9 protein-coding genes are annotated in these 11,853 nt (G+C 61.0%); 2 read left to right on the top strand and 7 right to left on the bottom strand.

The features are described from left to right. The first annotated feature begins 34 nt into the window (after nt 1-34). Nucleotides 35-964, top strand: a complete 930-nt coding sequence (trhO, locus tag B5E41_RS22955; RefSeq protein ID WP_088396191.1) for an oxygen-dependent tRNA uridine(34) hydroxylase TrhO — start codon at nt 35-37, stop codon at nt 962-964. Between the two features lie 27 nt (nt 965-991). On the opposite strand, the gene B5E41_RS22950 is transcribed toward trhO, so the two are convergent. Both B5E41_RS22950 and B5E41_RS22945 read right to left on the bottom strand, forming a co-directional pair. After that, a complete protein-coding gene (locus tag B5E41_RS22950) occupies nt 992-3,205 on the bottom strand; it encodes a bifunctional diguanylate cyclase/phosphodiesterase (RefSeq protein ID WP_088396190.1) in 2,214 nt (737 codons plus the stop codon). Nucleotides 3,206-3,286: 81 nt separating this feature from the next. Further along, nucleotides 3,287-4,681, bottom strand: a complete 1,395-nt coding sequence (locus B5E41_RS22945) for a GH1 family beta-glucosidase (protein WP_088396189.1) — start codon at nt 4,679-4,681, stop codon at nt 3,287-3,289. 264 nt (nt 4,682-4,945) lie between these two features. Between B5E41_RS22945 and B5E41_RS22940 the strand changes: the two genes are divergently transcribed. Beyond that, on the top strand, nt 4,946-5,347 hold the full coding sequence (locus B5E41_RS22940) for a DoxX family protein (RefSeq protein WP_088396247.1): 402 nt from the start codon (nt 4,946-4,948) through the stop codon (nt 5,345-5,347). Between the two features lie 83 nt (nt 5,348-5,430). Here B5E41_RS22940 and B5E41_RS22935 read toward each other — a convergent pair whose 3' ends face one another. The 5 genes from B5E41_RS22935 to B5E41_RS22915 all read right to left on the bottom strand — a co-directional run bounded on the left by B5E41_RS22935 (nt 5,431) and on the right by B5E41_RS22915 (nt 11,797). Beyond that, complete coding sequence (locus B5E41_RS22935; protein WP_088396188.1) at nt 5,431-6,618, bottom strand: Gfo/Idh/MocA family protein; 1,188 nt, start codon at nt 6,616-6,618, stop codon at nt 5,431-5,433. 234 nt (nt 6,619-6,852) lie between these two features. Then, complete coding sequence (locus tag B5E41_RS22930; protein ID WP_088396187.1) at nt 6,853-7,905, bottom strand: sugar phosphate isomerase/epimerase family protein; 1,053 nt, start codon at nt 7,903-7,905, stop codon at nt 6,853-6,855. Nucleotides 7,906-8,154: 249 nt separating this feature from the next. Next, complete coding sequence (locus tag B5E41_RS22925) at nt 8,155-9,102, bottom strand: substrate-binding domain-containing protein (protein ID WP_011426857.1); 948 nt, start codon at nt 9,100-9,102, stop codon at nt 8,155-8,157. A gap of 86 nt (nt 9,103-9,188) precedes the next feature. Further along, a complete protein-coding gene (locus B5E41_RS22920; protein ID WP_088396186.1) occupies nt 9,189-10,193 on the bottom strand; it encodes an ABC transporter permease in 1,005 nt (334 codons plus the stop codon). A 77-nt stretch (nt 10,194-10,270) separates the two neighbouring features. Continuing rightward, nucleotides 10,271-11,797, bottom strand: a complete 1,527-nt coding sequence (locus B5E41_RS22915) for a sugar ABC transporter ATP-binding protein (protein ID WP_088396185.1) — start codon at nt 11,795-11,797, stop codon at nt 10,271-10,273. Nucleotides 11,798-11,853: the final 56 nt, after the last annotated feature.

Raw genomic sequence — 11,853 nt, 5'->3', positions numbered from 1 at the left:
TGCGCGGCCGGTCAATTTTCTGTATTTCCCGCCCATGACCGACAGCCTGACCCACACCGGCCCGTTCCTCGTAGCGGCGCTCTACCATTTCGTATCCGTGCCGCGCTTTGCCAGCTTGCGGGCCCCGCTGCAGGCGCTGTGCGAGGAAAACGGCGTCAAGGGAACGCTGCTTCTGGCGCATGAGGGCATTAACGGTACGATCGCGGGATCGGACGCCGGCATTCACGCGGTGCTCGCCTTCCTGCATGCCCAACCGGAATTTGCGCGCCTGGAGCACAAGGAAAGCCGCGCCTCGAAAATGCCCTTCCTGCGCATGAAGGTGAAGCTGAAGAAGGAAATCGTCACCATGGGCGTCGACGACATCGACCCCAACAAAGTGGTTGGCACCTATGTCGCGCCCAAGGACTGGAATGCGCTGATCTCCGATCCCGATACGATCGTCATCGACACCCGCAACGACTATGAGACGGCAATCGGTACCTTTCGCGGCGCGCTCGACCCAAAGACCAAGACATTCCGCGAATTTCCGGATTGGGTGCGCCGGAATACCGGGCTGCACAACAAGCCGAAAGTCGCCATGTATTGCACCGGCGGCATACGCTGCGAGAAGGCCACGGCCTTCATGAAGGCTGAAGGTTTCGACGAGGTCTATCATCTGAAGGGCGGCATCCTGAAATATCTGGAGGAAGTGCCGCAGGAAGAAAGCCTCTGGGAGGGCGCCTGCTTCGTGTTCGATGAGCGTGTATCCGTCGAACACGGCCTGAAGGAAGGTGAGCACCGGCTGTGCAACGCCTGCCGCAACCCGATCACATCAGAGGAAATTGCCTCGCCGCTTTATGAGGAAGGCGTTTCCTGCAGCCACTGTTATGACATGCGGACAGAGGAAGACCGGCTGCGCTACCGTCAGCGGCAGCATCAGATCGCGCTGGCGAAAAAGCGCGGCCAACGGCATATCGGCAGCTGATGAGCTCGCGCCCCGGGGATCTCGCCGTCAGGCCGCGCCAAGGCGGCGCCGGGTTGATTGCTCCGCAGTACGAATCTCGTCGAGCATCTCGGTAATTCGCTCGGCCGTTAGAGGCTTTCCGAACAAATAGCCCTGCAGACAGTCGCAGCCGAACAGGCGCATGGCGACCGCCTGCCCCTCGGTCTCTATGCCTTCCGCCGTCACCGGGATATCGAGCGAGCGGGCGAGCGCCACCGTCGCCTGCAGCATTTCGCGCTGGCGCTTGTCCTCGTTGACGCCCATGACCAGCGAGCGGTCGATCTTGATGCGATCGAAGCCGAACTGCCTGAGATAACCGATCGAGGAGAAGCCGGAACCGAAGTCGTCGAGCGCCACCTTGACCCCCAACCCCTTCAGCCGTTCGATCGATTGGCGGGTGCGCTGCGGATTCTGGATCATATAACCTTCGGTGATCTCGAGAGTGATGCGGCTGGCCTCGATCTCCGTCTGCTTCAACACGTAGCGCACATAGTCGGTGAAGGCGGGATTGCGGAACTGGCCGGGCGAGACATTGACAGAGACGTTCAGTTCCGGCCACTGCTTGGCAGTCTCGCAGGCCTTGCGCAGCACGAACAGGCCGAGCGATTCAATGAGGCCGCTGGTCTCGGCGATCGGAATGAACAGCTCGGGGGAAACCGGGCCGTGGCCCGGACGGTTCCAGCGCACCAGCGCCTCGACGCCGATCAGCGCATGCGTGCCCGCATCGACCAGTGGCTGATAGGCAAGCGTCAGGTCGCCGCTTTCGATGGCGATTCTGAGATCGAGCTCCAGCGCATTGCGCTGCTCCCGGTCCGTATCCATCGACGGATCGTAGAGCGTCATGCGCGCGCGACCGGCCTCCTTCGCCTTGTACATGGCCAGATCGGAACGGCGCACCAGCTCTTCGCGGTCGATCGCGCCGGCGGGCGACATGGCGATGCCGATGCTGGCGCCGACGACGACGACACGGCGACCGATCTCCAGCGGCTCGACGAGAAAATCGAGGATCTGCTCGGCAAGCTGCAGGGCGGCGGCGTTCTCGCCATCGGAGAGAAAGGCGATCGCAAATTCATCTCCGCCGATTCGGGCGAGAACCGCGCCTTGTGGAATCAATACCTTGAGGCCCGCCGCGACCGCGCGGATCAACTGATCGCCCGTGCCATGTCCATAGCTGTCATTGACTTCCTTGAAACCGTCGAGGTCGAGATAGAGGAGCAGCACGTTGCGCTTGCTCTGGCGCGCTTCTAGGACATAACGATCGACGGCGAGCCCGAGGCCGTCGCGATTGGAAAGGCCGCTCAGCCTGTCGCGCAGCGCCTCTTCGCGTGCGCTGTTTTCCTCCGCCTTCAGGCGTCGGCCGGCCAACCAGCCGATGGCCAGCAGAACCACGAAGAAAAGCCCGACGAGACCGAGTGCCTGAATGACCATCGGCCGCACCTGCGCGTAGGCAATATTGCCGGGTGAGCGCGAATTCCAGACGAGCTTGCCGATCGTTGCCCCCGTCGGATCGTCGATCGAGACGAGATATTCGGCCGCGAAACTCGGCGGCGCCAGCCTCAGTCCGCCGATCACATAGGTCTGGCCGAGTCCGGCCACCCTGTCGTCATCGAGATGCCGGGCGAAAATGAGATAACGGTGCTGGCCCGCGGGTGCATCAAGCGCGCCGGATTTCTTCCGCACCAATGCCACGCCGACAGCGGCAATGCCGCGTTTGGTAGTGATGAAACCAACCGCCTGCGGAGTATCGGCCGGGCCGGCCGCCTTCACCGCGTCGAGCAATTTCCAGAGCGACGGCGAGAAGAAATCCGCGAGCGGCTCCTCCATCGGCTTGCCGTCGCGATAGGCGATGATCGAATTCTTCGCATCATCGATCACAATCGCCATGTCGAACAGCGAACTGTTGACCGACATTTCGCCGTAGTTGCTGACCGTCCATGCCATGCCATCGGGCGCATAGACGTTGGCGGCGGCGTCGTCCCAGGCGGCGTAATCGTCGAGAGTCGCACCGAGCTGATCCTCGAAGGTCTTCAACGCGCCGATCGTCGTTTCACGCGAGCGCTCGTCATCAAGCACATTGGCGTTCTCAGCCACGCGTTCGATTGCCGTCAACACCATGATGGTGGCGACGGCGACGATGACGGCAAAGGAGAACAGCACACCTGTGACGGTGATGTGACGGCCTATGCCCGATCCCCTGCCCTGCAATTTTTGGAGTATTTGCATTCCGGCTCCCTGACCAGCGGAGTTTGCCAGTCAAGGGTTCAGAAACGTTTAAGCAACCGCCTGTTGCAGCTTTCCGCGGGTCTATTTTTTGAGCTTGCTATGCTGAGCCGGCATGTGATTGCCTTTCGGAAATTCAGCCGCCAGTTCGCGATACCATTTGCCGCTCTTCTTCACCGTGCGCCGCTGCGTCTCATAATCGACATGGACGAGACCGAAGCGCATGCGATAGCCTTCCGCCCATTCGAAGTTGTCCATCAGGCTCCAGGCAAAATAGCCGCGCATGGGGTAACCATTCTTGATGAGGTCGGCCACGACATCGAGATGATCGCCGAGATAATCGAGGCGCATCGTATCATCGACCTCGCCATCGACAACACCGCTATTGTCGCAGGCGCCGTTCTCGGTGATGTAGCATTCCGGCAGGTCATAGCGGCGGTAGAGGTTCTCGACCAGGAGCTTCAAGCCCGGCGCATAGATTTCCCAGCCGATATCGGTCTTGACGTCACTTGCCGGCGGAGCTTTCATCGTCCAGGGGAAATCGCCCTTTCGTTCGGCATCGTCGGTGACGCGCTCGGGCGTGTAGTAATTCAGGCCCCACCAGTCGAGTTTCTGGCTGATCAGCTTCAGGTCGCCGTCCTTGATGACGGGCATGCGGTCACCGAGCGCCTCGACGAATTCCTTCGGATATTCGCCCTTGAAGACAGGATCGAAGAAGGCGCCGTTGTGGAACTGATGCGCCCGTTCGGCGGCTGCCATATCGGCCGGGCTGTCGGAGCCCGGGATGACCGAGGCGGCGTTGAGCACGAGCCCGACCGGCACATTGGGAGCTTCCGAACGGATTGCCTCAACCCCGAGGCCATGGGCAAGGTTCATATAATGCATGGCGTGAAGGGCAGCCTGCATGTTGCGCTCACCGGGAGCATGGATACCGTAGAGATGGCTCAGCCAGACGATGCACCAGGGCTCGTTGAAAGTCGCGATGGCGTCGAGGCGATCGCCGAGGCGGCTCATGACAGTCTTGGCGTAACGCTGGTAGGCATAAGCGGTCGAACGCGCCGTCCAGCCGCCGTCGCCGGCGAGCAGCAGGGGCAGGTCCCAGTGGTAGAGCGTCGCGAAGGTCTTGATCCCGCGCGCCTTGCAGCCATCAACGAGCCGATCATAGAAATCGAGGCCCGCCTCGTTTACCGGGCCAGCGCCCTCAGGGATGATGCGTGGCCAGGCAATGGAAAAACGGTAGGCCTCGACTCCCATATCCTTGATGAGATCGAGGTCCTGCTCCAGGCGGTTATAGTGGTCGCAGGCAATGTCGCCGTTGTCGCGGTTATGGACGCGGCCGGGCATATTACAGAAGGCATCCCAGATGGACGGCTTGCGACCATCGGCCTTGCCGGCGCCTTCGATCTGGAAGGCGGCGGTGGCAACGCCGAAGGTGAAATCACCGGGAAAGCGGCTTGCAAGCGTCTTCGCGTCGATCATCTGTAAATCCCGTCTCTCAGCATCTGAATTGACCATAGGGGTCGGATTTAGCCAAGCCGGCAAGCAAAGTACAGGCCCGGCAGGAGAAAACTGCAACGTTACAGTATGGGCGGCCGAGCGGCGACGGCGCAGGTCAGCCGCCTCGACCTGCAGCATTTTTCGCCTCCAATTGCTCTCATAACGCGAATGTCAGCAGTCGTGATTTGCTGCAGGGGCCATGATCACTACACAGCGGAGATATTCGCAAGCATGAAAGGAATCCCAATGCTGTCTTCGATCCATCTGCTGCAGCCGCATCTGCTGAGCCTGCTGCGCTTCGTCTCGTCGCTCGTGCTTTTCAGCTATGGAACGCAGAAGATCCTGCACTTTCCGGCAGCGGCAAGCGTGCCGCCGATGGGCTCGCTCTCCTGGATTGCCGGATTGATCGAACTCACTCTCGGCTTTCTCGTCCTGGTGGGATTCCAGACGCGCATCGCAGCCTTCGTGCTCTCGGGCCTGATGGCTTTCGCCTATTTCATCGGCCATGCGGGAAAGAGCTTTTATCCCGCGCAGAACGGCGGCGTCGCCGCGATCCTGTTCTGCTTCGTGTTTCTCTATTTGGTGGCGGCAGGCGCCGGGCCGCTCAGCGTCGACGCGCTCATGCAGCGCAACCGCGATGCGGCCTGACGCATGACGGACAAGCCGAGGCGGCCCAAAACTGCCTCGGCATTTCTCGCGACTCCGCGCCATCGAGGCGCGATCGCCAAAGCTCAGAGCTTGACCCAGGCGCCGTTTTTCTTGGACGAGGCAACACAGGCCTCGACGAAGGCCACGCCCTTCACGCCATCGTCGACCGTGGGATAGACCACTGCCTTGTCCACGTCCTTACACTTCTTGCGGGCGTTGATCGCATGCGCAGCTTCCGTATAAATCGTCGCGAACGCCTCGAGGTAACCTTCCGGATGCCCCGACGGCACCCGCGAGACACGACCGGCTGCCGCTCCGGCGCCGGCGCCGCCGCGGGTGATCAGCCGCTTCGGCTCGCCGAACGGCGTGTACCAGAGGTAGTTCGGGTCCTTCTGGGTCCATTCCAGCCCGCCCTTGCTGCCGTAGACACGCACCATCAGGCCGTTCTCATGGCCCGGCGCCACCTGGCTGCACCACAGCATGCCCTTGGCCGGCTTCTCCGAACCCTTCGCCTTGAAGCGCAGCATGACATGGGCATTATCATCCAGCCGGCGGCCGGGAACGAAACTGTCGAGATCGGCGGCCAGGCTGTCGAGTTCCAGCCCGGTGATGAAGGAGGCGAGATTATACGCATGCGTGCCGATATCGCCTGTGGACCCGCCGACGCCGGACTGGGCCGGATCAGTGCGCCAGGCAGCCTGTTTCTGGCCGGTCTGCTCGACCGCTTCCGTCAGCCAATCCTGCGGATATTCAGCCTGGACGACTCTTATATCGCCGAGTTCGCCGTTCGCGATCATCTCGCGCGCCTGACGAACCATCGGGTAACCGGTGTAATTATGCGTCAACACGAACAGCGCGCCGCTCTCGTCGGCCACCTTTTTCAGCTTCTTCGCATCCGCCAGGTTTGACGTCAGCGGCTTGTCGCAGATGACATGAATGCCGCGCTTCAGGAATTCCTTGGCCGCGTCGTAATGCACATGGTTCGGGGTAACGATCGCCACCGCCTCGATGCCGTTCTTCAGCTTCGCCTCCCGGATCGCCATCTCGCGATAGCTGGAATAGGTCCGCGACGGGTCGAGCCCGAGATCGCGTCCGGACTGAACCGCCTTCTCAGGTGTCGACGACAGCGCGCCTGCAATAAGATCGTACTGATCGTCGATGCGGGCCGCGATGCGGTGCACCGCACCGATGAACGCGCCCGCGCCGCCGCCCACCATGCCGAGCCGAATGCGCGGCTCGCGGGTCTGTTCGGATGATGCTTCGATTGCCATTTTTGTCCTCCTGGAATTTGATCTTGGCGCGGATGCGCCCCTCATCCGGCTGCCACCACCTTTGCCTGGGTCGAGCCACGGGTCTCGACCCGTCTTTCAGACCCTCGCTCGCGGGGAGAAGGCATATGCGGCGACGTCGATGCCAACTCCGTCGCCCGGCGTGGCAAGTCCCCTCTCCCCGTCAAAACGGGGAGAGGGTTAGGGTGAGGGGCAGCCTCACGGCAGGCCTTTTATTTAAAGCCCGAGCATCCGCCGATTGGCCGCCTGATCGGTGCCGCTGCCGGCAAAATCGTCGAAAGCCTTTTCCGTGACGCGGATGATATGGGCGGCGACGAATTCTGCTCCTTCGCGGGCGCCGTCCTCCGGATGTTTCAGCGCGCATTCCCATTCGACCACGGCCCAGCCGTCGAAATTATTGGCCGTCATCTTCGAGAAGACCGCACCGAAATCGACCTGACCGTCACCGAGCGATCGGAAGCGGCCGGCGCGTTCCACCCAGCCCTGGTAACCACCGTAGACGCCTTGGCGCCCGGTGGGATTGAACTCAGCATCCTTGACGTGGAACATCTTGATGCGGTCCTTGTAGATATCGATGTTCTCGAGATAGTCGAGGCATTGCAGGATGTAATGCGAGGGATCGTAGAGCATGTTAGCGCGCGGATGGTTCTTCACGCGCTCCAGGAACATCTCGAAGGTGATGCCGTCATGCAGGTCCTCGCCCGGATGGATCTCGTAGCAGACATCGATGCCGTTCTCATCGGCATGGTTGAGGATCGGCGTCCAGCGGCGGGCAAGCTCGTCGAAGGCGGTCTCGACCAGACCGGCGGGACGCTGCGGCCAGGGATAGATGAAGGGCCAGGCAAGCGCGCCGGAGAAGGTCGCATGCGCCTTGAGGCCGAGGTTTTTCGATGCTGTCAGCGCCATCTTGACCTGCTCGACCGCCCATTCCTGACGGGCTTTCGGATTGCCGCGCACCTCGGGCGCCGCAAAGCCGTCGAATGCTTCGTCATAGGCGGGGTGAACGGCAACCAGCTGGCCTTGCAGATGGGTCGAAAGCTCGGTGATTTCGATGCCGTTTTCGCGGGCCTTGCCGGCGAACTCGTCACAATAATCCTTGGAGGTTGCGGCCTTCTTCAGATCGATCAGCTGGCTCGCCCAGGTCGGAACCTGAACGCCCTTGTAACCGATGTCGGCCGCCCATTTGGTGATCGCGTCCCAAGAATTGAAAGGCGCGGTATCGCCCGCGAACTGGCCAAGGAAAAGGCCGGGACCCTTGATCGTCTTCATGTCAGATTCCTCCCTGAATATCGACCGTAAACGTTTCTGAAGAACTTGTAGCACGCATTTCTGCGGGAGCAAGGTGCCTCCTCGCCCTTGCCGCCGGATTTGGCGCGAGTCCAGATGCGGTATGGCTGCGACCTAATCATGATGGGCTGTGGCGGGCAAGAGGTACGTGCAGCATTTTCGCCGTCCGCCACGTGAGGGCATAAAAAATGCGCCCATCCTTGCGAATGGGCGCACCCTCTTGATGGGTGATCAGAACGGAGAATCCGGGAAGTAGAAGTTCTTGGCATTCTCCTTGGTAACGAGCGTCGCGTCAAGGATGTAGTTGCCGTGAACCGGGACCTGGTCGTAGAGTGCCGCCGCCGTCAACTCCATTGCCGTGCCGACCATTGCCGGCGGATAGAGAACGTCGACCGGGATCAGCTTGTCGCCATCCATGACCTTCTTGACCATGTCCTTGGAGCCGGCGCCGGCGACGACATACTGAATGTCGGTGCGCTTGGCCTGCTCGATCGCCTGAAGAACGCCGACGGCCATATCATCGTCCTGGCACCAGACGACGTCGATCTTCGGGTACTTCGTCAGATAGTCCTGCATCACCTTGAAGGCGTCGTCGCGGTTCCAGTTGCCATACTGGCGGTCGAGAACCTTGACCTTGGAGCCGGCAATACCCTTGTCGAAACCGTCCTGGCGCTGCTGATCGATCGGGATCGGCAGACCGCGGATAACGACAACTTCGGCTTCTGGCGTCTTTTCGGCAATATATTTGCCGGCGACTTCGCCGAGCGCCGGGTTGTTGCCGGCAACGTAAAGATCGCGCACGGAATTGTCGTTATTCGACGGGGCGCGGTCGACAAGCGCGACGAACTTGCCCTTGTCCTTGACTTCCTTGATGGCGTTGACGAGCGGATCCGGATCCGACGGCAGGATGACGAGTGCATCGATGCCTTGCGTATCGAGGTCCTGCACGGCGTTTGCCTGCGTCGCGGCATCCGGCGAGGTCTTGACGATGACGTTCAGGCCCGGATGCTCGGCCATCAGCTTCTTGGCAATACGCTCGGCATGGAACACGACGCCGGAGGTCCAGCCGTGATCGGCGGCCGGAATGGACACACCGATCGTGTAGTTCTTGTCCTGGGCGTAGGCTGCACCGGCAAAAGCCACCCCCGCAACCGCCAGACCCAACATGAGCTTGCGCATGCTATTTCCTCCCAAAAATATCAGGGACTTGTCCAATCCGAGCCGGGTGCCCTGTCAAGCCCGGCCGATCCGAGAAGTTTTTTGCGTTAGGATTTGCGAACCAGCGACCGCTGCACCAGCATGGCGATGATGATGATTGCACCCTGGATCGCACCGATGAGATATTCGCTGATGAAGTTCGAAAGCAGCATGATGTTGCCGACGAGTTCGAGAATGAAGGCGCCGCAGATGGTACCCCAGACCCGGCCGGCGCCACCCTTGAGAGCCGTGCCGCCGACGACGACGGCGGTAATGGCCTGCAACTCCCACAGGATGCCGGTCGTCGCCGAGGTGGATCCGAGACGCGGCACATAGAGCAGCACGGCAATCGCTACACAGAGGCCCTGGATGACGAAGGCAATGGTGCGCACGCGGTTGACGGCAATGCCCGAATAGCGCGCGACGTCACTGTTCGAACCGACAGCCACGACATGGCGACCGTAACGGGTGCGGTAGAGGATGAAGGCTGCAATCGCGGTGACGACGAGGATCACCACGATCGGCACGGGAATAGCGAGAATATTGCCGAAATAGGCCGGACGGTAGAGCGTCTGGATTTCAGTGGAGCGCAAGGTGATCGCACCCCCCTGCGACAGCCAGGTGGTCAAGCCGCGATAAATGCCCATTGTGCCGAGTGTGGCGATGAAAGGCTCGATCTTGCCGACGGTGGTGATGAGGCCGTTTGCGAGGCCGCAAAGAGCCCCCGCAATCACCGTAAACACCACCGCGGCCGTCAGCATCAGCACCGGATCGGCAATGACGCCCGAATTGATGAGCAGGATCATCAGGCTGGCGACGAAGGCGACCATCGAGCCAACGGAAAGGTCGAGATCTCCGGCCGAGATCACGAAGGTGGCGCCGACCGCTATAATGGCGATGAAAGCGCAGCGTGTCGCGACGTTGGCAAGATTGGTGATGCCGATGAAATTCGGGTTGACCAGTGCGCCGACGATCAGGAGCAAGGCCAAGGCGGCAAACGGTGCAACCGCGCGCAGATCAACGTCACGCCAGGACCTGCGCCGGATCGCCCTGGTCTCCTCGTTAATGCTCATGTCCAAAACCAACCTCCCGTCCCAGTTCGTCTGGGCATCCTATCTATTGTCCGCGTCGGCGAAGTCTCGCTCCGGCCTCACGCAGCCACCTTCTTTTTGAGCCCGGCGGCGTAACGCATGATCTCCTGCTCGGAAATCTCGTCGCCCTCGAGCACGCCGACAATCCGTCCTTCGCGCATCACGGCCACTCTTGTGCAGAGACCGATAACTTCGGGCATTTCCGACGAAACGACGATGATTGACCGGCCGTCCCGGGCGAGCGCCGAAATGAAATGATAGATCTGCTGCTTGGTGCCGACATCGATGCCGCGCGTCGGCTCGTCGATGATGATGATGTCAGGATCCGTCTCCATGACTTTGGCGAGCAGCAGCTTCTGCTGGTTTCCGCCCGACATGCGACCGGCGACGATATTGGTGTCGCGAACTCTAATGTCGAAACGACGCTTGGCTTTCGCCAGTGCGGCCGCCTCGCTGCTCGGGCTGAGATAGCCGTGGCGCGAATGTCTTCCGAGCGATTGCAGCGTCAGATTGGTCGCCATGCCGGAGCGCAGCAATAGACCCTTCGACTTGCGATCCTTGGTCATATAGGCAAGACCGCAGCGATTGGCCGCGTGCACGTCGCCGGAGGGGACCGCTTGCCCCTTGATGACCACCTCGCCCTCGAGGCGGGGCCGCAGCCCGGCAATCGCCTCCATCAACTCGGTACGGCCGGAGCCGATCAGGCCGGAAAACCCGATGATCTCGCCCTTGCGTACTTCGAAGCTCGCATCCCTGACATAGCCGGTTGACACCGAGGCGACGCTCAAGACGATCTCCTCGTCGACATCAGGCTCTACCTTGGCAGGATAGAGGCTGGAAAGTTCGCGGCCGACCATCAACTGTGCAATCGATTCCCCGTCCAGAATGGAGGTCGGCGACGTCTTGATCCACTGACCGTCGCGCAGCACCGTCACCCGATCGGTCAGTTCCATCACCTCGTCGAGCTTGTGGGACACGAAGACGAAGCTTGTGCCCTGGTCGCGCAGCTTGCGGACCTGCTTGAACAGCATATTGGTCTCTTCCCGCGACAACACGGCGGTCGGCTCGTCCATGAACACGACGCGCGCATCGCGGCTGATCGCCTTGGCGATCTCGACCATTTGTTTGTCGGCGATGGAAAGCGTGCTGATCAAAGCATTCTCATCGACATGCGAACCGAGCACGTCGAGAACCTTGCGCGTCTCGACGCGCATATATTTGCGATCGAGCACGCCGAGACGCGTCACTTCGCGACCGAGGAAAAGGCTCTCCGTCACGGTCAGATGGTCGGCGAGGTTGAATTCCTGGTGAATGATGACGATGCCGAGCGCTTCCGCAGCACCATTCGGCGGCAGCACCACAGGCTTGCCGTCGAGCAGGATCTCGCCGGAACTCGGCTGTTCGAAACCTGAGAGCACCTTGACGAGCGTCGATTTGCCAGCGCCGTTTTCACCCATCAGCGCATGGATTTCGCCGGCGCGGAGATCGAAGTTGACGCTGAAGAGGACCTGCACGCCGCTGAAGGATTTGCATATGCGCCTGGCGGACAGCACCACGGGTGCGGTGTCGGCGATCTCCACGGTCATTATGCCCTCCCCCTAGAGCGCCGCACTCCGGCGTTTTGAACTGCGCACATTTTCCT

The sequence above is a fragment of the Rhizobium esperanzae genome (genome assembly GCF_002204185.1).
In the GTDB taxonomy this organism is placed as follows: domain Bacteria; phylum Pseudomonadota; class Alphaproteobacteria; order Rhizobiales; family Rhizobiaceae; genus Rhizobium; species Rhizobium esperanzae.
This window is presented reverse-complemented; position numbering and strand designations above follow the sequence as displayed.

Bases quoted from the DNA above. Each gene is read 5' to 3' on its own strand.
- B5E41_RS22935 (WP_088396188.1), bottom strand. From the start codon at position 6,618: ATGGCAATCGAAGCATCATCCGAACAGACCCGCGAGCCGCGCATTCGG.
- B5E41_RS22940 (WP_088396247.1), top strand. From the start codon at position 4,946: ATGCTGTCTTCGATCCATCTGCTGCAGCCGCATCTGCTGAGCCTGCTG.
- B5E41_RS22920 (WP_088396186.1), bottom strand. From the start codon at position 10,193: ATGAGCATTAACGAGGAGACCAGGGCGATCCGGCGCAGGTCCTGGCGT.
- B5E41_RS22950 (WP_088396190.1), bottom strand. From the start codon at position 3,205: ATGCAAATACTCCAAAAATTGCAGGGCAGGGGATCGGGCATAGGCCGT.
- B5E41_RS22915 (WP_088396185.1), bottom strand. From the start codon at position 11,797: ATGACCGTGGAGATCGCCGACACCGCACCCGTGGTGCTGTCCGCCAGG.
- trhO (WP_088396191.1), top strand. From the start codon at position 35: ATGACCGACAGCCTGACCCACACCGGCCCGTTCCTCGTAGCGGCGCTC.
- B5E41_RS22930 (WP_088396187.1), bottom strand. From the start codon at position 7,905: ATGAAGACGATCAAGGGTCCCGGCCTTTTCCTTGGCCAGTTCGCGGGC.
- B5E41_RS22945 (WP_088396189.1), bottom strand. From the start codon at position 4,681: ATGATCGACGCGAAGACGCTTGCAAGCCGCTTTCCCGGTGATTTCACC.
- B5E41_RS22925 (WP_011426857.1), bottom strand. From the start codon at position 9,102: ATGCGCAAGCTCATGTTGGGTCTGGCGGTTGCGGGGGTGGCTTTTGCC.